17 protein-coding genes and 1 tRNA gene are annotated in these 23,351 nt (G+C 43.8%); 12 read left to right on the forward strand and 6 right to left on the reverse strand.

From position 1 onward, the window contains the following. Positions 1–6 precede the first annotated feature (6 nt). The 4 genes from nanA (at position 7) to AB3F25_RS02150 (ending at position 3,991) form a co-directional block, all read left to right on the forward strand. Positions 7–885 carry an N-acetylneuraminate lyase gene (nanA, locus tag AB3F25_RS02135; RefSeq protein WP_373603882.1) on the forward strand — a complete coding sequence of 293 codons (879 nt, stop codon included), beginning with the start codon at positions 7–9 and terminating at the stop codon, positions 883–885. Between the two features lie 173 nt (positions 886–1,058). Further along, a complete protein-coding gene (nagB, locus tag AB3F25_RS02140) occupies positions 1,059–1,865 on the forward strand; it encodes a glucosamine-6-phosphate deaminase (protein WP_373603883.1) in 807 nt (268 codons plus the stop codon). 57 nt (positions 1,866–1,922) lie between these two features. Beyond that, a complete protein-coding gene (gene nagA, locus AB3F25_RS02145; RefSeq protein WP_373603884.1) occupies positions 1,923–3,068 on the forward strand; it encodes an N-acetylglucosamine-6-phosphate deacetylase in 1,146 nt (381 codons plus the stop codon). Positions 3,069–3,235: 167 nt separating this feature from the next. After that, positions 3,236–3,991, forward strand: coding sequence for a class I SAM-dependent methyltransferase (locus AB3F25_RS02150; RefSeq protein WP_373603885.1), 756 nt, complete (start codon positions 3,236–3,238; stop codon positions 3,989–3,991). A 115-nt stretch (positions 3,992–4,106) separates the two neighbouring features. On the opposite strand, the gene AB3F25_RS02155 is transcribed toward AB3F25_RS02150, so the two are convergent. Together AB3F25_RS02155 and rnhA are read right to left on the reverse strand one after the other, a co-directional pair. Next, on the reverse strand, positions 4,107–5,180 hold the full coding sequence (locus AB3F25_RS02155; RefSeq protein ID WP_373603886.1) for a porin: 1,074 nt from the start codon (positions 5,178–5,180) through the stop codon (positions 4,107–4,109). A gap of 273 nt (positions 5,181–5,453) precedes the next feature. After that, on the reverse strand, positions 5,454–5,918 hold the full coding sequence (gene rnhA, locus AB3F25_RS02160; RefSeq protein WP_373603887.1) for a ribonuclease HI: 465 nt from the start codon (positions 5,916–5,918) through the stop codon (positions 5,454–5,456). A gap of 60 nt (positions 5,919–5,978) precedes the next feature. On the opposite strand from rnhA, the gene dnaQ reads away from it, so the two are divergent. From dnaQ to der, 3 genes are all read left to right on the forward strand, one after another. Next, complete coding sequence (dnaQ, locus tag AB3F25_RS02165) at positions 5,979–6,749, forward strand: DNA polymerase III subunit epsilon (protein ID WP_373603888.1); 771 nt, start codon at positions 5,979–5,981, stop codon at positions 6,747–6,749. A gap of 77 nt (positions 6,750–6,826) precedes the next feature. Beyond that, positions 6,827–6,903 (forward strand) — tRNA-Asp (locus tag AB3F25_RS02170). A 123-nt stretch (positions 6,904–7,026) separates the two neighbouring features. Then, entirely contained in the window at positions 7,027–8,538 is a 1,512-nt protein-coding gene (gene der, locus AB3F25_RS02175; protein ID WP_373603889.1) for a ribosome biogenesis GTPase Der, read from the forward strand. Between the two features lie 90 nt (positions 8,539–8,628). Here der and hda read toward each other — a convergent pair whose 3' ends face one another. The 3 genes from hda to upp form a co-directional block, all read right to left on the reverse strand. Then, positions 8,629–9,324, reverse strand: coding sequence for a DnaA inactivator Hda (gene hda / locus AB3F25_RS02180; protein WP_373603890.1), 696 nt, complete (start codon positions 9,322–9,324; stop codon positions 8,629–8,631). Between the two features lie 70 nt (positions 9,325–9,394). Beyond that, the gene (locus tag AB3F25_RS02185; RefSeq protein ID WP_373603891.1) at positions 9,395–10,651 is read right to left on the reverse strand and encodes an NCS2 family protein; all 1,257 of its coding nucleotides are present in this window, start codon (positions 10,649–10,651) and stop codon (positions 9,395–9,397) included. A gap of 129 nt (positions 10,652–10,780) precedes the next feature. Next, entirely contained in the window at positions 10,781–11,407 is a 627-nt protein-coding gene (upp, locus tag AB3F25_RS02190) for a uracil phosphoribosyltransferase (protein ID WP_373603892.1), read from the reverse strand. A 708-nt stretch (positions 11,408–12,115) separates the two neighbouring features. On the opposite strand from upp, the gene glgB reads away from it, so the two are divergent. From glgB to AB3F25_RS02215, 5 genes are all read left to right on the forward strand, one after another. Continuing rightward, positions 12,116–14,308: a 1,4-alpha-glucan branching protein GlgB gene (glgB, locus tag AB3F25_RS02195; protein WP_373603893.1), complete on the forward strand. Its 2,193-nt coding sequence runs from the start codon at positions 12,116–12,118 to the stop codon at positions 14,306–14,308. A gap of 237 nt (positions 14,309–14,545) precedes the next feature. Further along, positions 14,546–16,540, forward strand: coding sequence for a glycogen debranching protein GlgX (gene glgX / locus AB3F25_RS02200; RefSeq protein ID WP_373603894.1), 1,995 nt, complete (start codon positions 14,546–14,548; stop codon positions 16,538–16,540). A gap of 18 nt (positions 16,541–16,558) precedes the next feature. After that, positions 16,559–17,854, forward strand: a complete 1,296-nt coding sequence (glgC, locus tag AB3F25_RS02205; RefSeq protein ID WP_373603895.1) for a glucose-1-phosphate adenylyltransferase — start codon at positions 16,559–16,561, stop codon at positions 17,852–17,854. A gap of 112 nt (positions 17,855–17,966) precedes the next feature. Next, entirely contained in the window at positions 17,967–19,397 is a 1,431-nt protein-coding gene (gene glgA / locus AB3F25_RS02210; RefSeq protein ID WP_373603896.1) for a glycogen synthase GlgA, read from the forward strand. A 266-nt stretch (positions 19,398–19,663) separates the two neighbouring features. Beyond that, entirely contained in the window at positions 19,664–22,126 is a 2,463-nt protein-coding gene (locus AB3F25_RS02215; RefSeq protein WP_373603897.1) for a glycogen/starch/alpha-glucan phosphorylase, read from the forward strand. A gap of 105 nt (positions 22,127–22,231) precedes the next feature. Here AB3F25_RS02215 and gap read toward each other — a convergent pair whose 3' ends face one another. Further along, positions 22,232–23,251 carry a type I glyceraldehyde-3-phosphate dehydrogenase gene (gap, locus tag AB3F25_RS02220; RefSeq protein WP_373603898.1) on the reverse strand — a complete coding sequence of 340 codons (1,020 nt, stop codon included), beginning with the start codon at positions 23,249–23,251 and terminating at the stop codon, positions 22,232–22,234. Positions 23,252–23,351 lie beyond the last annotated feature (100 nt).

Below are 23,351 nucleotides of genomic sequence, written 5' to 3' on the forward strand. Positions count from 1 at the left end.
AAAATTATGCGTAATTTAAAAGGTATTTTCAGTGCATTATTAGTGTCATTTAACGAAGACGGTTCGATCAATGAAAAAGGATTGCGCCAAATTATTCGTTATAACATCGACAAAATGAAAGTGGACGGCTTATATGTAGGCGGCTCCACCGGTGAGAACTTTATGCTTTCTACCGCAGAGAAGAAAGAAATCTTCCGTATTGCCAAAGATGAAGCCAAAGATGCCGTAGCGCTTATCGCTCAAGTGGGTAGTGTAAACTTAAAAGAGGCGGTAGAACTCGGTAAATACGCCACCGAACTAGGCTACGACAGCCTTTCTGCGGTCACGCCGTTCTACTACAAGTTTACCTTCCCGGAAATTAAGCATTACTACAATACCATCATTGACGAGACCGGTAACAATATGATTGTGTATTCGATTCCGTTTCTTACCGGGGTGAATATGGGGATTGAGCAATTCGGCGAATTGTATAAAAACCCAAAAGTGCTTGGCGTGAAATTCACCGCAGGTGATTTCTACTTGTTGGAACGCTTGAAAAAAGCTTATCCGAACCACTTAATCTGGGCAGGTTTCGATGAAATGATGCTACCGGCCGCTTCTTTAGGCGTGGACGGCGCGATTGGTTCAACCTTCAACGTCAACGGTGTACGCGCTCGTCAAATTTTCGAATTGGCAAAAGCCGGTAAAATCAAAGAAGCGCTTGAAATTCAACACGTGACAAATGATTTAATCGAAGGCATTTTGGCAAACGGCTTATATTTAACTATCAAAGAATTGTTAAAACTTGACGGTGTAGAAGCCGGTTATTGTCGCGAACCGATGACGGCCAAAGCAACGCCGGAACAACTTGCCAAAGCAAAAGAATTAAAAGCAAAATTTTTATAGATTAATGGAACATTGACTGAAGTATATCTTCTTCTGTTTATGCGGAAGCAACAGGGGCAAAGGTGCAACGAAGTGTCAAATTAGCACCGCATTGGAGCCCCTTCTTTCCGCTTTCCGTACATTCTTTATAACGGAAAATATACGGCATCGGTCAAAATAAAAGGAGCTTAACTATGCGTCTTATCCCTCTAACCACAGAGCAACAAGTCAGTCGTTGGGCGGCGCGTCATATCGTCGATCGTATCAATCATTTTAAACCGACGGCGGAACGCCCGTTTGTATTAGGTTTACCGACAGGCGGAACGCCGCTTAAAACTTACCGGGAACTTATCAAACTTTATCAAGCCGGCGAGGTGAGTTTTAAATATGTTGTTACCTTTAACATGGACGAATATGTCGGTTTACCGGAAGATCATCCGGAAAGTTATCACAGCTTTATGTATAACAATTTCTTCAATCATGTGGATATTCAACCGCAAAACATTCATATTTTGAACGGCAATACCGCCGATCATGATGAAGAATGTCGTCAATATGAAGAAAAAATCAGATCTTACGGCAAAATTAATTTGTTTATGGGCGGCGTCGGCGTTGATGGCCATATCGCTTTTAATGAGCCCGCTTCTTCGTTGAGTTCTCGCACACGGATTAAAACGTTAACGCAAGATACTTTGATTGCCAATTCTCGTTTCTTTGATAACGATGTTAATAAAGTACCGAAATATGCTTTGAGCATTGGCGTGGCAACCTTGTTAGATGCGGAAGAAGTGATGATTCTCGCCACCGGTCATCAAAAAGCCCTCGCGGTACAAGCAGCGGTTGAAGGTTCCGTAAACCACTTATGGACGGTGACCGCGTTGCAGCTACATCGACACTTTATTTTGGTGTGCGATGAAGCGGCACAACAAGAGCTAAAAGTGAAAACGGTAAAATATTTTAATGAATTGGAACAACACGCGATCCATAGCGTGCTCTCATAATCTCACAACACCGCACGAAAGTGCGGTTGTTTTTTGACAGATTTTTAGGAAGGGAATATGAAATACGCATTAACGAACTGTGTTATTTACACAAAATATGATGTGCTACGCGATTACGCGGTAGTGATTAACGGCGAAATCATTGATGCCGTAATTCCGCAAAATGAACTGAATTCAGATATTAAAACCATTGATTTACAAGGTAATAATTTAACCGCGGGCTTTATTGATCTACAACTTAATGGCTGTGGCGGCGTGATGTTTAACGATCAAAACAGTGTGGAAACCTTAGAAATTATGCAAGCCACCAATTTAAAATCGGGCTGCACCAGTTTTCTCCCGACGTTTATTACAGCGCCCGATGAAAATATCAAAAGTGCGGTCAAGATTATGCGTGCTTATTTAAATAAGCATAAAAATCAAGCACTTGGCTTACATATTGAAGGCCCGTTTATCAGCGTAGAGAAAAAAGGGGTACACCGTCCGGAATATATACGTGAAATTACATCGGAAATGAAAGATTTTCTTTGTGAAAATGCTGATGTGATTACGAAAATTACTATTGCAGCTGAAAATCCGACTATTAATTACACACCTGACTTTGTGAAAAGCGGTATTATCGTTTCCGTCGGGCATTCCAATGCAACCTATGAAGTAGCGAAAGACGCATTCCGCAAGGGCGCAAGTTTTGCTACGCACTTGCACAACGCGATGTCGCCAATCAGTTCCGGTCGTGCTATGGGGGTCGTGGGTGCGGTGCTGGATTCCGATGTCTATACGGGAATTATCGTAGATGGCGTACATGTGAATTTCGGTAATGTGCGTATTGATAAAAAGATCAAAGGCGACAAACTTTGTATCGTCACTGACTCTTTAGCCGCCGCCGGTGCCGGCACTGAATTGGAGCGTTTTACCTTCGTGGGGAAAACTATTTATGTGAAAAACGGACGCTGTTATGACGCTAACGGCACCATCGCTGGAGCCTCGATTACGATGATGGAATCCGTTAGAAATGCAGTGGAATATGTGGAAATTCCGCTTGCTGAAGCCCTCCGAATGAGTAATCTTTATCCGGCTCGCGCTATCGGCGTGGATGACCGTTTAGGCTCCGTGGAAAAAGGCAAAGTGGCGAATCTTGCGGTATTTACGGCAAATTATGAAGTGATTGGCAGCGTGTTAAATGGGGAATGGAAGCCAAATTAGGCTTTCAATGCGGTGCTAAAATTGGATCACAATTTTGCAAAGTACTTAAAGGTTTGTTCTGTCTTCTTAATCCGGCTTTCGAGCCGGATTATTTTTTGGCGTTCTACTTTAATAAGAATAATTTTTATCTATAATATAAAACCAAGTTTATTAGTAGGAGAACAGTAATGGCAAAGGATGAAGTAGGACACAATTTTTTAGCCCGTTTGGGTAAAACCCGTTTACGTCCGGGAGGTAAAAAAGCAACGGATTGGTTAATTGCAAATGGTGATTTCAATCAAAACAAAAAAGTTCTGGAAGTCGCCTGCAATATGGGTACGACCGCAATTGGGCTTGCAAAACGGTTTGGTTGTCATATTGAAGGCGTGGATTTAGACGAAAATGCCTTAGAAAAAGCCAAAGCCAACATTGCGGCAAACAGCTTGCAAGATAAAATTCATGTGCAGCGTGCCAATGCAATGAAATTACCTTTTGCAGATGAAACTTTTGATATCGTGATTAACGAAGCAATGCTGACAATGCTACCGGTGGAAGCGAAAAAGAAAGCGATTACAGAATACTTCCGCGTATTAAAACCGGGTGGTTTTTTGCTTACGCACGATGTGATGTTGGTTGGTGACGACCATCAGGTGATTCTTGAAAATATGCGCAAAGCGATTAACGTGACGGTGACGCCATTAACGAAAGAGGGCTGGAAAGCGCTTTTTCAAGCGAGTGGTTTTCGCAACGTGGATACGTTTTCGGGCGAAATGACCTTGCTTTCACCAAAAGGCATGATTTACGACGAAGGCGTTTTAGGCACGTTGAAAATCATCAAAAATGCAATGAAAGCGGAAAACCGAGAGCAGTTTTTACGTATGTTCAAAACCTTTAATGATCCTGAGCATAAATTGCATTTTATTGCGGTTTGCAGTCAAAAATAAATGCATCGATAATATTGACCTTTAATGAACTTTGTTTTGAGCACCGCATTGAAGGTATGAAAAAGGCGAATCTTTCGATTCGCCTTTTATCATTAGTTTTTATCTGGTTTACCAATTACCAGAATACACGCATACCTACACCGATAGCTTTGTCATCTTTTTTACCGTTATAAGTGTAGTGCGCACCAGTGTATTCTTTAGTACGTAAGTATTTGCCTTCTAAGAATACAACAACTTGTTTATGAAGTTTGTAGTCTGCGCCAAGTAAGAAACCGTGAGTTTTTTGTTTTTTCACTTCATCAGTTTTTACACGTTCATAAAGATAGTTACCATAAACTTTAGATTTTGCTAGGACTTGGTATTCGAAACCTGGTGAAACATAGAATTTATCTGTTTTGTCGTTACCTTTTTTCTCGTGAGCGTAACCAAAATCACCAAGTAATTTGAAATCACCGAATTTGTAACTTAAAGATGCTAAGTAACCGTCTTTACGATGAGATGCGTTTGAGCCGGTTTCATAACTTGTATGACCATATGCGAAACGAACATCGTAGTCATTTTGTGCGTAGAGTACACCTACACCGTAGGCACCTTTAATATACGGTTGTGGGGTTGTTAAAGTAGCTAAATCACGACCTTTTTCATCATGTTTTTGACCAAAATTGTAGTTTGCGCTTACTTGTAAACCTTCAACACCTTTATAGTCATAACGTACTACGCCGGTACCTGAAGTCGGGATGTATTTACCTTTTGGTACGATACCGTATTCGTAATCGTTAGATTGACTTAAATCATCAGCGATAGTAAGTTGACGACCGAAAGTGATATCACCGGTTGCTTTACTACCTAAACCAACATAAGCACGTTTAGCGTAGATACCACCAAATTCATCGCGAGAATCCGTATCATCAAAACGGAACTCTAAACGACCTAATGCATAGAAATCGTTATCTAGGTTGTGTTTAACGTTTAAACCGAAACGTGAACCTGCGTTACGTAATGCAGAATTTGTTTCTTTTGTGGTAACTACTCCGGCTGCGTTAGTTTTTTTAACGCTACCTTTTTCCATAATCACACGAAGAGAACCGTTTAATTCAATTTTAGTTCCTTCATTTTCATAAACGACTGCTGCGTTTGCTGCTGATGCGGCAAATGCACCTACGATTAATGCTGCTAGTGTTTTTTTCATAATTGTTATTCCTTATTGGTGTATTAACGACCAAGATTGAACTTTTTCTTACTGAAAATGTCAACCGCCTAAATGGACGCTCCGAATCATTACAAAAAGCTATTTTTATGTCAACGGAAAACGCTTACAATTTTTCAAATATCGGATCAAGATCACATTTTTTATGCAGTAAAACCTAAAAAGATACGTTGATGTTGAAAAAATTTTCCAAAAAAGCAAGAGTCGCTAAAGTAACAGCGCTCTTACCATTAAGAAAAACTTCAGTCGTCATATTTAATTTTCTATGTAACCCACATCTTCTAAAGTCGGATTTTCCGCCCCTTTTTTTGCCAATTCGTCGCAAATCTCATTTTCACGATGCCCGGCATGGCCTTTTACCCATTCCCAATGGATTTGGTGACGCGAAATCTCAGCGTCCAATGCGGTCCACAAGTCTTGGTTTTTGACAGGTTTGCCTTGGCTTGATTTCCAATTATTTTTTTTCCAATTAAAAATCCATTGTGTAATGCCGTTTTTCATATATTGGCTGTCGCTATAAAGGGTAATATGGCAAGGTTCTTTCAAACTTTTTAACGCTTCGATGACAGCGCGTAATTCCATTCGGTTGTTGGTGGTTTTGAAGTAACCTTTGGAAAGGTGCTTTTCGTGTTGTCTATAACGAAGTACGACACCGATGCCACCTGCTCCCGGGTTACCTAAGCAAGAGCCGTCGGTAAAAATTTCAATCTGTTTTTGCATAACAAAATGGTTGTTGTGTAAAATGGCGCACATTTTAATGGAAAGGCATAGGTTGAACAAATGATAAATCCGACTCGCCAGATTGTGCTTGATACGGAAACCACGGGGATGAACCAGCTCGGTGCCCATTACGAAGGGCACGGTATTATTGAAATCGGTGCGGTAGAATTGGTTAATCGTCGCTACACCGGCAATAATTTTCATATTTATATTAACCCGAATCGTCCGGTCGATCCGGAGGCGATCAAAGTTCACGGTATTACCGATGAAATGCTTGCGGATAAACCGGAATTTAAAGCCGTCGCACAGGAATTTTTAGATTATATTAAAGGCGCCGAATTGTTAATTCATAACGCGCCTTTTGATGTGGGCTTTATGGATTATGAATTTCGTAAAATCGGCTTGAATGTGAAAACCACGGATATTTGCGTGGTGACTGATACCTTGCAAATGGCGCGCCAAATGTATCCCGGTAAACGCAATAATTTGGATGCATTATGCGATCGTTTGGGCATTGATAACAGCAAGCGCACCTTGCACGGCGCGTTGCTGGATGCGGAAATTTTGGCAGACGTTTATCTTTCCATGACCGGCGGACAAACCAGTTTGTTTGCAGAAGAAGATGAGGACGTACCTGTGATTATCGCCGCAACGGAAGAAAATAAAATCGAACCGGAGCAGAATGCAGTCGTTTTTTCCGATAGTTTAAATGTGTTACAACCCAATGAAGGCGAGATTCAGGCACATTTGGAATTATTAAAAATGATTAATAAAAAAAGTGGCGGAAAATGCGTGTGGGATTTACGAATGAATGATCAGCCCGTGCATTAAATAAACATCCGAAGTTGAAATCGAAAAAAAAGATTGACGAGATAACGGGCGGTCATTATGATACGCAGCACTTAAACGGAGTGGTAGTTCAGCTGGTTAGAATACCTGCCTGTCACGCAGGGGGTCGCGGGTTCGAGTCCCGTCCATTCCGCCAATCCTTTAAATGTAAAATCGCACCCAAGAGGTGCTTTTTTTATGTCCGGTGTCAAATCATTTTTTACCAACCCGCTAACTTCCGCTATAATGGCGCCCATTTTTTGCAAGATAGAGATTTTTTATGACAACTCCTGTTGTAGCCCTTGTGGGGCGCCCGAATGTGGGAAAATCTACCTTATTTAATCGTCTCACCCGCACGCGTGATGCTTTGGTGGCCGATTTTCCGGGCTTAACGCGCGATCGTAAATACGGTCATGCGCACATCGCCGGACACGAATTTATCGTAATTGATACTGGCGGTATTGACGGCACGGAGGAAGGCGTAGAAGAAAAAATGGCCGAGCAGTCTTTGCTCGCCATTGAAGAGGCGGATGTCGTACTTTTCCTGGTGGATGCTCGCGCCGGCTTAACCGCGGCAGATATCGGCATCGCGAATTATTTGCGTCAACGCCAAAATAAAACCACTGTGTTGGTAGCAAATAAAACCGACGGCATTGATGCAGATTCCCATTGTGCCGAGTTTTATCAATTAGGATTAGGTGAAATCGAACAAATCGCTGCCTCCCAAGGTCGTGGCGTCACACAGTTAATGGAACAAGTTTTGGCACCGTTCGCCGAACGCTTGGAAAGCGCGGACGAAATCGAACCGACTTCCGAAGACGCGCAAGACGAATGGGAACAAGCGCTTGATTTTGACTTCGCCGAGAGCACCGCATTGATTGACGAAGCATTGGAAGATGAAGCGGAAGAGCAAGATGAAAATATCAAAATTGCCATCGTAGGGCGTCCGAATGTGGGTAAATCCACCTTAACCAACCGGATTCTCGGCGAAGATCGCGTGGTTGTGTACGATTTGCCGGGCACCACACGCGACAGTATTTACATTCCGATGGAACGCGACGGACAAGCATATACCTTAATCGATACTGCCGGTGTGCGTAAACGCGGTAAAGTGCATCTTGCGGTAGAAAAATTCTCCGTCATCAAAACCTTACAAGCGATTCAAGACGCCAATGTCGTATTATTGGTGATTGACGCGCGCGAAAATATTTCTGATCAAGATTTATCTTTACTTGGCTTTATTTTGAATGCCGGACGTTCTCTGGTCATCGTCGTGAACAAATGGGATGGGCTTGATCAAGACGTGAAAGATCGGGTGAAGTCCGAACTTGATCGGCGCCTGGATTTTATTGATTTTGCCCGTGTACATTTTATTTCGGCCTTGCACGGTAGCGGCGTCGGCAATCTATTTGATTCCGTTAAAGAGGCTTACGCTTGTGCCACGCAAAAAATGACCACTTCAATGTTAACGCGCATTTTGCAAATGGCGACGGATGAACATCAACCACCAATGGTAGCCGGTCGTCGCATTAAACTGAAATATGCGCATCCGGGCGGTTACAATCCGCCGATTATTGTGGTGCATGGTAATCAAATGGAGAAATTGCCGGATGCTTACAAACGTTATTTATCCAACTATTATCGTAAAAGTCTGAAAATTATCGGCTCGCCGATTCGTTTGTTGTTCCAAGAAGGCTCGAATCCGTTTGCCGGACGCAAAAATAAACTTACGCCGAGTCAATTGCGTAAGCGTAAGCGGTTAATGAAGTTTATTAAGAAATCAAAAAGATAGGTGAAAATGCGGTCGAGTCGGGCCGCATTTTTTATCGCTGTGAACCTTCAAAACAGCACCGCATTGGCGGGCTTTCAATGCGGTGCTATTTTACAACCCCAGCGTTTCTTTGACGAAAGGAATGGTTAGATTGCGTTGCGCTTGCAAGGAGGCTTTGTCGAGTTTTGCTAAAGTTTGCAACAAAGTATGCATATCGCGATCCAGCCGTTTTAGCAAAAATTGCGCCGTTTCCGCCGGTAATTCAATACCGCGCCGACGCGCATTCTCTTGCAGCACTTCAAGTTTTTGTGTGTCCGTTAGGGGCGTAAGTTGATAAATTTCGCCCCATTTTAAGCGTGACGCCAAGTCCGGCAATTGCACCTTCAGAGCAGAAGGCGAAACTGTGGCGCTGATCAATAAAAGTGTTCGCCCGCCGGCTTTGATGCGATTGAATAAATCGAATAATGCCATTTCCCATTCCGCTTCACCAATGACGGCTTGCAAATCGTCTAAACACACCAATTCTTGTTGCTCTAGATTTTCCAGTACGGCCGGGGAAAAATAGTGCGATTTATTTAATGGCACATAAATCGCTGCGCGTTGTTCGTTTAAATATTGGTTGCACAGTGCGCACAACAAATGGCTTTTGCCGCAGCCTGCTGCGCCCCAAATATAAAAAAATTGCTGTTGAATTTGTTGCCAATTTTGGTGTAGCGAATTCAGCAACAACAGATTGTTGTTGGGGTAAAAATTCTCGAATGTGTGCTCATCGATTTGATGAATGGGCAAGGACAATTGCTGATTCAAAGTGATAACGTTTTTGTTTAGGAAAAAGAAAAGGGCTAAATTAGCAGAATTTAGCCCTAATTTTTGCGGGTCATTCTACTTCATTTTTGGCTTTTGGCAAAATTAAGTTCAGCACGATGGCAACGATGGCACATAGGCTGATACCTTTTAACGACACCGCATCGCCGACGTTTACAAACATATTGCCGATGCCGAATGTCATCACCACGGAAATGATGCAGAGATTGCGCGGCTCGGTGACATCCACTTTGCCTTTAATCAGCGTGCTCATGCCCACTACGGCGATAGAACCGAAGACTAACATCATAATGCCGCCCATTACGATGGTCGGAATGGTGGAAAGGAAGGCACCCACTTTACCACAGAAGGAAATCGCAATCGCCCACACGGCTGCCCAAGTCATAATGTTCGGATTGAAGTTGCGTGTCAGCATGACCGCGCCGGTCACTTCGGCGTAAGTGGTATTTGGCGGGCCACCGACTAGAGAGGCAGCAGCGGTCGCGACGCCATCGCCCAACAAGGTGCGATGTAGGCCCGGTTTTTTCAGGAAGTCTTTGCCGGTAACCGAGCTAATCGCCATAATGCCACCCACGTGTTCCACCGCCGGCGCGATGGCGATCGGTAACATATAAAGTATCGCTTCAAGATTAAATTCCGGTTTGGTGAGTTTCGGCAGTTCGAACCAAGGGGCGTCAATCACCGGTTGGAAATTGATTAAGCCTAAGAACAAGCAAAGAATATAGCCCGCGCTGATACCAAACATAATCGGGATAAGTTTCATCAAACCTTTAGCGAATACGGCGACGGCAAGTGTAACGGTTAAAGTGACCATTGAAACCAGCACCGCATTGTTATAGTCGTAAGCGCTGTCTTTACCCAGTGCCATATTCACCGCTACCGGTGCTAAACCCATACCGATAATGATAATCACCGGACCAACCACAACCGGCGGGAAAATACGCTCAAGGGCTTGGCTACCGCGGATTTTTACTAATGCGGAAAGCGCGAAGTAAACAAGACCGGCACAGGCTAAACCGCCCATGGTGGTTGGAATGCCCCAGGTTTGCACGCCGTATTGAATGGGCGCAATAAAAGCGAAGGAAGAAGCGAGGAAAATCGGCACTTGTTTGCCGGTGCAAAGTTGGAACAGCAAAGTGCCGATACCGGCGGTAAGTAGTGCGGTGTTGGAATCAAGGCCGGTGATTAACGGCACCAGTACCAGTGCACCGAAAGCCACGAAGAGCATTTGTAAACCCACGAAAGATTGTTTGGCAATGCTTTGTGTTTCTTCCGGTTGCGCCGGTGCGGTTTGGTTTTGTCGGTTCATTTTAGTTTCAACTCTCAGTTTGAATTAACTTGAAAAAGGCGGTTTGTTTCGATGAGGTTTTTTAGCATGTCAGTTTTCCGCCCGAAAAAAGACGGCTTGTAAGCCGTCTCGTTGTATCAGGAACAAAAGTTATTTTGTTCCGAAAATTTTATCGCCCGCATCGCCCAAGCCCGGGATGATGTAGCCGTGCTCGTTTAAGTGATCATCGATCGAAGCGCAATAAAGTTCGATATCCGGATGTGCTGCTTCTAGTGCTTTTATGCCTTCCGGTGCGGCGACAAGCACCAATACTTTGATGTGCTTGCAGCCTTTGGCTTTTAATAGATCAAGCGTAGCGATCATCGAACCGCCGGTGGCTAACATGGGATCAACCACGATGGCAAGACGTTCGTCCAAATCGCTGGCGAGTTTTTGAAAGTAAGGTACCGGCTCAAGGGTTTCTTCGTTACGATAAATCCCAACGACGCTGATGCGCGCACTTGGAACGTGTTCCAATACGCCGTCCATCATACCGAGGCCGGCGCGTAAAATCGGCACGACGGTAACTTTCTTGCCTTTAATGCGATCGATTTCGACGGGGCCGTTCCAACCGTCAATGATCACTTTTTCGGTTTCCAAATCGGCGGTAGCTTCATAGGTTAATAAACTGCCGATTTCTGTTGCCAATTCGCGAAATTTTTTGGTATCGATTTCAGCCTCACGCATTACACCCAATTTATGCTTTACCAATGGGTGTTTGACTTCAACAAGTTTCATAATTTGCCTCTTAACTGCTTGGAAATAGATAAATGTGCCGATTAAAAATAAAATCGCGGAATTCTAAATCGGAAAATCGAAAAATACCAGCGGTTTATATATAAAAATGGCATATAAAACCTTATTTTTTTCTGTATAGAAAGAGGTTGAGCTTGGTTTTTTATCACGGAATTAAATCGAATATCCGAATTGTTAATTAAACTTTGACAGAGATCACTAATTAGAGTTAAAGACGTTGTGTTTCTTTTCCGCGCAACTAGAATGAAATCATTAGAATTGCTTCAATAAAAGCGCAAAAAGCAGCCAAAAATTCAATTTCCTATTCAACGTGAAACGGTGCAGACACAAATGCAATTTTTGTGTGGATCTGACACGGTGAATTACGGTGATATCGGTGAGGAACTTGGCACACAGGATGCGCTCTCGTTGAACCGTTTTTGGCACTGTCGTGAGTTGGAATCATTCGAACGGCTCGGTATTTGGTCAATGCGGTGCTGAAACAGAAGTACGATCAACAGGTGATGGATAACAGGCCTATTGAATAGCCTTTATCGTAATAATTATCTTGCGCCGGATTATGAAGGCGACGCCCTTGCTCCGAATTGGCGCAAAAAACTCGCACAATCTTTAGAATTTATTTTTAGCAACGAATCATTACAAACCTTCTTTGCGTGAATCAACTCATCGCGCAAAGCGTAAGGAGATGCCATGACACATGCAACGACACAAGCGATTATCGATAGTTTTTTTGATGCTACCAACGGCGATCCTTTCGCTACACTAGGTATGCATGAAACCGAACGCGGCATTGAGGTTCGCGCACTTTTGCCGGATGCGGATCATGTAAGCGTTATTGCGCTTGAGTCCGGTGAGCGCGTAGCGGAATTAGACTGCTTGGATGAACGCGGTTTTTTTTCCGGCGTGATCCCAAATTGCCGTGAGTTTTTTGCCTATCAATTGCAGGTTTCATGGGGGCTCGAAGGACAAATAGTGGAAGATCCGTACCGTTTTCATCCGATGCTTGATGATCTTGAGCAATGGCTGCTTTCCGAAGGTTCAATGCTTCGTCCTTATGAAGTGCTCGGTGCACATTTTATGGAATGCGACGGTGTAAGCGGAGTGAATTTTCGTTTATGGGCACCGAATGCGCGACGGGTTTCCATCGTGGGCGATTTTAATTATTGGGACGGTCGTCGCCACCCGATGCGGTTTCATGCAAAAAGCGGCGTGTGGGAATTGTTTCTACCGAAAGCCAGTTTGGGGCAGCTTTATAAATTTGAACTTATTGATTGCCACGGCAACCTTCGCTTGAAAGCCGATCCTTATGCTTTCAGTTCGCAGCTTCGCCCGGATACCGCCTCGCAAATCAGCGCTTTGCCAAATGTGGTGGAAATGACGGAACAACGTCGTGAAGCGAACCAAGCGAATCGGCCAATTTCCATTTATGAAGTGCATTTAGGTTCATGGCGCCGCAATTTAGAAAATAATTTCTGGCTTGATTACGATCAAATTGCTGACGAACTCATACCTTACGTGAAGGATATGGGATTTACGCATATTGAATTTTTACCGCTTTCCGAGTTCCCGTATGACGGTTCTTGGGGTTATCAACCGCTTGGGCTGTATTCACCGACCAGTCGTTTCGGTTCGCCGGAAGGCTTTCGTCGTTTAGTCCAACGGGCCCATGATGCGGGGATTAACGTTATTTTAGATTGGGTGCCGGGCCATTTTCCAAGCGACACTCACGGGCTTGTCGCCTTTGACGGCACCGCATTGTACGAGCACGCCGATCCGAAAGAAGGTTACCATCAAGATTGGAACACGCTGATTTACAATTACGGCCGCCATGAAGTGAAAAATTTCCTTTCCAGTAATGCGCTGTATTGGTTGGAACGTTTCGGGGTGGACGGCATTCGCGTGGATGCGGTGGCGTCGATGCTCTACCGTGATTACAGTCGGGCGGAAGGTGAGTGGATTCCAAATCAATACGGCGGACGCGAAAATTTGGAAGCCATCGAATTTTTAAAACATACCAACTGGAAAATTCACAGCGAAATGGCGGGGGCGATTTCTATCGCGGAAGAATCGACTTCTTTTGCGGGCGTCACCCATCCGAGCGAACAAGGCGGGCTCGGCTTCAATTTCAAATGGAATATGGGATGGATGAACGACACCCTTTCCTATATGAAACTCGATCCGATTTATCGCCAATATCACCATAATAAAATGACTTTCGGCATGGTCTATCAATACAGCGAAAACTTCGTATTGCCGCTTTCTCACGACGAAGTGGTACACGGCAAATGCTCATTACTCGGCAAAATGCCGGGCGATGCGTGGCAAAAATTCGCCAACTTGCGAGCTTATTACGGCTATATGTGGGGCTACCCGGGTAAAAAATTACTGTTTATGGGCAATGAATTTGCACAAGGGCGCGAATGGAATCACGAAGAAAGTTTGGATTGGTTTTTGTTGGACGAAAACATCGGTGGCGGTTGGCACAAAGGCGTGTTGAAATTGGTGAAAGACTTGAACCGTATTTACCAACAAAATCGCCCGCTTTTCGAATTTGATAATTCTCCGGAAGGCTTTGATTGGCTTGTGGTGAACGATGCCGCGAATTCTGTCTTCGCTTTTGAGCGCAGAAGCTCCGATGGCGAACGTATTATCGTAATCAGTAACTTCACGCCTGTCCCGCGCCACGAGTACCGCATTGGCGTGAATATCGCCGGTTGCTATGAAGAAATTTTGAATACCGATTCGATGTATTACCAAGGATCCAATATCGGTAATTTCGGTGAAGTACGAACTGAAGAGATGGAAAGCCACGGGCGCAAACATTCCATTTCTGTTTCCATTCCGCCGTTGGCGACGGTCTATTTAAAATTGAAAACGGAATAAATCGTTCTATTTCATTGCGAAAGATTGAATTTTTATTCCTTTGTAAGCAGCGAAAACCGCCACAAAACGGTTACGGGAAGAATTGCAGTAAAGCGATCATGAGATCGCCGATGAGCACCGCATTGAAGCCCCGTGTGGCAAGGGTTCAATGCGGTGCTCAAATCACACTTCGCTTTCAATGCAGCTTTCTGAGAACAGAGAGAAAATTAAAGTGCGAAGCAATATGGCGAGATAACGATGTTCAACATTTACGATAACGGCACGGCATTTCCGCCGGGCTATTCAAAAATAGTTAAAAACGGCGAACAAATCGCTAATTTTGCATTGTTTTCTGCGGCGGCGAGCCGTGTTGAACTTTGCTTATTTAGCGGCGAAGAGGAAATCCGTTTTCCGATGATTCGTACGGAAAATGTGTGGCATTTGGCGCTAACCGGCGTGGAAATCGGCACGGAATACGGTTTTCGTGTTTACGGTGAATATGCCAATCCGCAGAAATTGATGCTTGATCCTTATGCAAAAGCGGTAACTCATAAGCCTGATTTAACGACGGAGGAAAGCCGTTCTTGGTTTTTAATGAACGATAATCGTGACAATGCCCACCTTGCACCAAAAGCGGTCGTAATTCCGGAAGATTTCGATTGGTTCGGCGACAGCGCACCGAATACGCCGTGGGCGCAAACTATTCTGTATGAACTGCATGTGAAGGGATTTAGTCAGCTCAACGACAAGGTTCCGGCGGCGCTACGCGGTACTTATGCGGGGTTAGCTCATCCGGTGAATTTGGCTTATTTGCAAGCGCTCGGCGTGACGGCCGTTGAATTATTACCGGTCAATTTTTTTGTGGATGAGCCGCACTTACAAGAAAAAAATTTGCAAAATTATTGGGGATATAATCCGCTTGCCATGTTCGCCGTAGAGCCGAAATATGCCTCAAGCGAAAATCCGCTTGTTGAATTTAAAGCGATGGTAAAAGCTTTACACGGTGCAGGTATTGAAGTCATTTTGGATGTAGTGTTTAACCATTCCGCCGAATCGGAGCAAGGTTATCCGACTTTTTGTCAACGCGGAATTGACGATCAAACATACTATTGGCGCAATGATAGTGGGCATTACATTAACTGGACGGGCTGCGGCAATATGCTCAATCTTTCTTCCGGAGTGGGGCGTAAATGGGTGGTAGATTGCTTGCGGTATTGGGCGGAACAATGCCGCGTGGATGGTTTCCGTTTTGATTTGGCCACGGTGCTTGGACGCGATAAGCCCGATTTTAATGCACAAGCGCAGCTTTTTACCGATATTCGGAACGAACCGGGTTTGCAGCGCGTGAAACTGATTGCCGAGCCTTGGGATATCGGGCATTACGGTTATCAGGTGGGTAATTTCCCAAGTTATTTTGCTGAGTGGAATGATCGTTTTCGTGATGATCTTTGTCGTTTTTGGTTATGGAAAAGTGGCGACGTAGGCGCGTTTGCCGAGCGTTTTGCCGGTTCCGCCGATTTGTTTAAGAAAAATGCTCGTTTACCGCACTCGACGCTTAATTTTATTACCGCTCATGATGGCTTTGTTATGCGTGATTTGGTCAGTTATAACGAAAAACATAATGAAGCTAACGGCGAAGAAAACCGTGATGGGAGAAATGAAAATTACAGCTACAACCACGGAGTAGAAGGTTCAACAGAAAATTTGTCTGGAACCGAAAGAAATACAATAGAAAATGACCGTTTATTCGCCCAATGCGGTTTGCTAATGAGTTTATTGCTTGCTAATGGCACGCCTATGTTGCTGGCCGGCGATGAATTCGGTAATACGCAATATGGCAACAATAATGCGTATTGCCAAGACAACGAAATTACTTGGTTGAAATGGGCAGATTTTAATACGGAATTATTTGAATTAACGAAACAAACGATTGCAGCACGTAAACAGATACAAAGTTTGCAAAACGATGCTTGGTGGTCAAATGAAAATGTTGCTTGGTTTAATCTGCATGGGGAACCGATGCAATTAGCCGATTGGCAAAATCTTGGAGTCAAGGCGTTACAAATTTTATTGGACGCAAAATGGCTTCTTTTAGTTAATGCGAAAGCAGAATCTCAGACTTTCATATTGCCTAGTTGTGCTGTCAGCCAATGGAAAGCCTTGGTAGGGACAACAAACTTAACGTTCATTTCGTCACAGAAAGTGGCGGTTAGCGGTATGGCATTTTGTTTGTTGAATAAAACGGATTGTTGATACAAACGGAGATTTATAATGAAAAGTCCAAACAAATACTCTCTTATAAAAGATACCTTGGTGCTTATTTTAGCCGGCGGCCGTGGCTCACGACTTCATGAATTAACCGATAAGCGTGCCAAACCGGCCCTTTATTTCGGGGGGAATCGCCGTATTATCGATTTTGCTCTTTCAAATTGTATCAACTCCGGTTTAAACCGTATCGGCGTGGTTACGCAATATGCCGCTCATTCGTTGCTCCGTCATTTGCAAACCGGTTGGTCATTTTTACCGCAAGAACGCGGTGAATTTGTGGATATGCTCCCTGCGCGTCAACAAATTGATGATTCCACTTGGTATCGGGGAACTGCCGATGCGGTGTACCAAAATATGGCAATTATTCGCGATCATTATCGTCCTAAATACATTTTGATTTTAGCCGGCGACCATATTTACAAACAAGATTATAGCGTGATGCTGATGGATCACGTATCCAGCGGTGCTAAATGCACGGTAGGCTGTATTGAAGTGCCGCGTTCCGAAGCCAGCGAGTTCGGTGTGATGGCGGTAAATGAAAATTTAAAAGTAAAAGCCTTTGTTGAAAAACCTAAAGATCCACCGGCAATGGTAGGGAAACCCGATATTTCTTTGGCCTCTATGGGCATTTATGTATTTGATGCGGATTATTTATATGATTTGCTTGAACGAGAAGTGAACAAGCCAAATAGCAGCCATGATTTCGGCAAAGATATTTTGCCGAAATGTTTGCAAGAAGAGACACTTTATGCGCATCCGTTTAGTCGCTCTTGCATGGGACGTAATACGGAAGGTGAAATTTATTGGCGTGACGTCGGTACACTTGATAGTTTCTGGCAATCCAATCTCGACCTCGTCTCGGAAAAACCGCAGCTTGATATTTATGATCAAGACTGGCCGATTCGTGGTAATCCGGTACAAGCGTATCCGTCTAAATTTTTTTATAAAGACGCCAGTATTCGTCCGGTAGATAATTCCTTAATCGGCGGTGGTTGTGTGATCACCGATGCGTCGATTAGTTATTCCGTGTTATTTGACCGTATTAAAATTAATGAAGGTTCCCGTATTGATCATTGCGTTGTACTTCCTGAAGTGAAAATCGGCAAAAACTGTATTTTGAAAAACTGCATTATCGATCGTCACTGTGAAATTCCGGACGGTACACAAATCGGCGTTAATCCGGAAGAAGATAAAAAGCATTTCCGTATCAGTTCCACCGGTAAAGTCATTTTGGTGACTCGTCCGATGTTGCAAAAGCTAGCGGGCGAAGAGGTTGTTTCGGAAGCGCATTTGGATTGATAAAGAAAAAGTGCGGTTGATTTCAGAAATCTTTGGAAACCGACCGTACTTTTTTGTTCTTCTTTAAAGAAAACCTATTCTTCAAGGGTTATTCATAATCATAGGAAATTTTATGAAAGTTTTACACGTTTGCTCGGAGCTTTATCCTTTATTGAAAACAGGTGGACTTGCCGACGTTATTGGTGCCTTACCCTTTGCGCAAAAAATGATAGGAATGGACGTGCGAATTTTATTGCCTGCCTATCCAGCAATTTTTCGTGGTATACCCGAAACCCATGTCGTAGCAGAATTTGATAACTTTGCCGGTCATGTTGTTTTACAGTATGGTGAATATAACGGCTTGGGCGTTTATTTAATAGATGCGCCACATTTGTATGCGCGCGAGGGGAATCCTTATCACGATGCGGACTACAACGATTACGGCGATAATTATAAACGCTTTGCGCTACTCGGTTGGATCGGCGCGGAATTGGCTACAGGGCTGGATTCTTGGTGGCGTGCGGAAATTGTTCATGGTCACGATTGGCATGCGGGACTCGCTGCCGCTTATTTGGTTAACAAAGGTAAACCGGCCAAATCCGTTTTCACCATTCATAATTTAGCTTATCAAGGACAGTTTGCGCGTCGTCACTTAGATGAAATCGGATTGCCGGAAAGTATGTTTGATATGAACGGATTAGAATTGTTTGGTCAAATTTCTTATTTGAAAGCCGGCTTGTATTATTCCGATGCGGTAACGGCGGTTAGCCCGACTTACGCACAAGAAATTACGACGGAAGAATTCGCTTATGGTTTGCAAGGATTGTTAGGAAGCTTGCGTGAGCAAGGCAAATTAGTCGGCATTTTAAATGGTGTGGACGAACAAATTTGGCATCCGAGCTGCGACGGTTATCTTCAATATCATTACAAACAAAAAAACATAGCGGGTAAAAAGAAAAATAAAGCCGAATTACAGGCTTATTTCAATTTGCCGCCAAAAGAGGAGGCGTTGCTGTTTGTGATGGTTACACGTTTAACCGAGCAAAAAGGGATCGATTTATTAATTGAAAGCGCAGACGAGATTGTGGCGCAAGGTGGGCAGCTTGCGTTACTTGGCTCAGGAGCACCGCATTGGGAGGCTGCCGTGCGTGCTCTGGCAGAAGCGTATCCTGCAAATATTGCGGTAAAAATCGGTTACGATGAGGCGCTTTCTCATTTAATGGTTGCCGGCGGCGATGTGATTTTGGTACCAAGTCGTTTTGAACCTTGCGGCTTAACTCAGCTCTACGGTTTACAATACGGCACGTTACCCTTAGTGCGAAAAACCGGCGGATTAGCCGATACTGTGGTGAATAGTACTGCCGATAGCATCAAGGAACGTACGGCAACCGGTTTTGTATTTCAGCAGGCGAACGCAACGGATTTAAGGCAAGCCATTCGACAGGCTTTCTCTTTGTGGCAGAAACCGAAAATCTGGTCAATGGTGCGCGCCAATGCGATGAGCCAAGATTTCAGTTGGCGCAATGCCGCGCAACATTATCAGGCGTTATATCGTCGTTTATAATTTGTTGCTTGCACCGCTTGAAAATTTTTTTATTAAGCGGTGCAAATTTAATTGTTTTTTGGCGAATAAAGTCTAAAATTTAGGCGTTTTTTATTGTGGGGCTAACGCTTTATTATTAATAATACGGATGTTAGAAAGCTGGACATTTCCTATATTCTAAAAAATTGGGGGCTTGTGTTGAGCGCCGTTCAATAGGCAAATGGAAGCCTATATCGTTTAGTTATCCCTTTCTCATTTCTTCACTTCTCTCACTGAGGTTCATAACCATGATAATGGATAATTTTGATTCTCCATTCCTATACCATCGTCCTGAAATCAATGTTGAAGCATTGAAAAAATCGATTGTCTATAAACTTATCTTTTCTATCGGTCGCTCTCCGCGTGAAGCGAGTACGCGTGACTGGTTGAATGCTACCTTATACGCTGTTCGCGATCTCGTAACGGAAGGTTGGATTTCTACGGCAAGCCAAGCACGCGCAGACGACGTTCGTCGCGTTTATTACCTTTCAATGGAATTTTTAATTGGACGTACCCTTTCTAACGCGTTGATTGCAGAAGGGGTTTATGACATTGCTAAAGAAGCGTTGCAAGAAATGAATGTCGATTTGGAAGATATCATTGCCAAAGAAGTGGATCCCGGTTTGGGTAACGGTGGTTTAGGGCGTCTTGCGGCCTGTTTTATGGATTCCATCGCAACGCTTTGTTTGCCGGGAATGGGCTACGGTATCCGTTATGAATACGGAATGTTCCGTCAAAAAATTGAAAATGGCGAACAAGTTGAACGCCCGGATGATTGGTTGGAAAAAGGCGCACCTTGGGAATTTATGCGTCCGTCTAAGCGTTTTAGAGTGGCATTCGGTGGTGGCATTCATTTTGAAGGTAAAAAATGCATATGGGAGCCACAAGAAAAAGTAACGGCGCTTGCGTACGATCAAATGATTCCTGGCTATGAAAACAATTCAGCAGCAACCTTGCGTTTATGGTCTGCCCATGCGGAAGAAACCTTTAATCTTGCCGAATTTAACCGCGGCGAGCATTTGGCTGCAATGGAAGCACGTTCCGCCAATAAGAACCTTTCACGCGTGCTTTATCCGGACGATTCTACTTGGAATGGCCGTGAATTGCGCTTGCGCCAAGAGTACTTTCTTGTTTCGGCATCGCTTCAAGACATTATCCGTCGTCACAAACGTACCCACGAGAATTTAGAAAACTTGGCGGACAAAGTGGCAATTCACTTGAACGATACACATCCGGCTCTAGCTATTCCCGAACTGATGCGCGTATTGATTGATGAGGAAGGTTTCGAATGGCAAAAAGCGTGGGATATGACCCGCCGTATTTTCTCCTACACTTGCCACACATTGATGTCGGAAGCATTGGAAACTTGGCCGGTGGAAATGATGGCTAAGGTGTTACCACGCCATTTGCAAATGATTTTCGACATTAACGATCGTTTCTTGGAATATGTGCGTACTTATATCACGACAGATAACGATTTTATTCGCCGCGTATCGCTTATTGAAGAAGGCTATCAACGCAAAGTGCGTATGGGCTGGTTGTCGGTGGTGGGTTCCCATAAAATCAACGGCGTAGCGGCAATCCACTCTGATTTAATGGTCACCTCTACTTTCGCCGACTTTGCGCGTATTTACCCAGAACGCTTTACCAATGTGACGAACGGCATTACTCCGCGTCGTTGGTTAGCGGTGGCGAATCCGGCATTGGCAGCTTTGTTCGATAAATATATTGGTAACGAATGGCGTTGTGATTTAAGCCAAATTAAAAAATTGGCAACCGTAGCGCACGATAAAACTTTTAAAGAAGCGATCGCCGATATTAAACACGCCAATAAAATTAAACTTGCCGACTATGTGAAATGTGAACTTGGTATTGAGCTTGACCCCAATGCGGTGTTCGACGTGCAGGTGAAACGTATCCATGAATATAAACGGCAGATATTAAATGTATTGCACATCGTGGCACGCTACAATGCGATGCTTGCAGACCCTGAAAAAGATTGGCAACCGCGAGTATTTATTCTTGCGGGGAAAGCAGCTTCTGCCTACTACGCGGCGAAACAAACCATTCACTTGATTAATGATGTTGCTAACGTAATTAACAATGATGAACGTTTACGTGGTCGATTAAAGGTAGTATTTATTCCGAATTACAGCGTGAGTTTGGCACAGTTAATTATTCCGGCTGCAGATATTTCCGAACAAATTTCTTTGGCCGGTACGGAAGCCTCCGGTACCAGTAATATGAAATTTGCTCTTAACGGCGCATTAACCCTTGGCACACTCGATGGTGCAAATGTAGAAATTTTGGAAAACGTGGGTGAAGAGCATATTTTCATTTTCGGTAACACGGTGGAACAAGTAGAAGAGTTACGTCGTGGCGGTTATCGTCCGTTCGAATATTACCAACACGATGCGGAACTCCGTGCCGTGGTTGATCAGATTATTTCCGGCGTATTCTCTCCGGAAGAACCGCAGCGTTATTTACAATTGCTGCAGGGTTTACAATATCATGATTACTACCAGGCGTTTGCGGATTTTCGCAGCTATGTCGATGCGCAAAAATTGGTGGACGAGAAATACAAACAGCGTGATCAATGGATCGAAAGTACGATTCAAAATATTATCAATATGGGATTTTTCTCGTCGGATCGGACGATTTTGGAATATGCAAAGAATATTTGGAAAGTCGAGCCGATTAAACTCAACTGATAAAAAATCCCCGAAAGGGGATTTTTTGTTTTTTTGAATGCCGGTATGAAATTTATGCAGTAAAAAACCGCTCCGAAGAGCGGTTAGTTTTTTTAAAGGTTTTGATTAACCTTTGTAGTTGTAAATATGTGCAACTAAGTCTAATACTTTGTTTGAATAACCGGTTTCGTTATCGTACCAAGATACTAATTTAACGAAAGAATCAGTTAATGCGATACCTGCATCCGCATCAAATACGGAAGTTAAGGTACAACCGTTGAAATCGGTGGAAACTACTGCATCTTCGGTGTAGCCTAAAACGCCTTTTAATTCGCCGTTAAAGGTTTTACCTTCCGCTGCATCTTTAATCGCTTGTTTGATTTGTTCGTAAGTTGCAGGTTTTTCGAGGTTAACGGTTAAGTCAACAACAGATACGTTTGGTGTTGGAACACGGAAGGCCATGCCGGTTAATTTACCGTTTAATGCCGGTAATACTTTACCTACAGCTTTTGCTGCGCCAGTTGAAGACGGAATAATGTTTTGAGATGCACCACGGCCACCTCGCCAGTCTTTCGCAGACGGGCCGTCTACGGTTTTTTGAGTTGCCGTAGTGGCGTGAACAGTGGTCATTAAACCGTCTTTAATACCGAAAGTTTCGTGAACAACACGCGCTAAAGGAGCCAAACAGTTTGTTGTACAAGAGGCATTGGAAACAATGTCTTGACCGGCGTATGCGCCGAAGTTTACGCCGCGTACGAACATCGGTGTTGCGTCTTTAGATGGGCCGGTTAATACCACTTTTTTCGCGCCCGCAGTAATGTGTTTACGTGCGGTTTCATCAGTTAAGAATAAACCGGTTGCTTCAACAGCGATATCTACGCCAATTGCACCCCAGTTTAAGTTTGCCGGATCACGTTCTGAGGTTACACGGATAGTTTTACCGTTAACAACTAAGTTCCCGTTTTTTACTTCAACGGTTCCGTCGAAACGGCCGTGAGTTGAGTCGTATTTCAACATATAAGCCATATATTCGACATCGATTAAGTCGTTGATACCTACCACTTCGATATCATCGCGTTGTTGAGCCGCGCGGAATACGATACGACCAATACGACCAAAACCATTAATACCAATTTTAATAGCCATAAGATTTTCACCTTTTTTAGTTAAGTTAAACAAAGCATTATTTTCGGGAAATTCATCTATTATCCCGTAAAATACCGCAACGGATTGTAGCATGGACGTT

The organism is Aggregatibacter sp. HMT-949, from assembly GCF_041734645.1.
In the GTDB taxonomy this organism is placed as follows: Bacteria; Pseudomonadota; Gammaproteobacteria; order Enterobacterales; family Pasteurellaceae; genus Rodentibacter.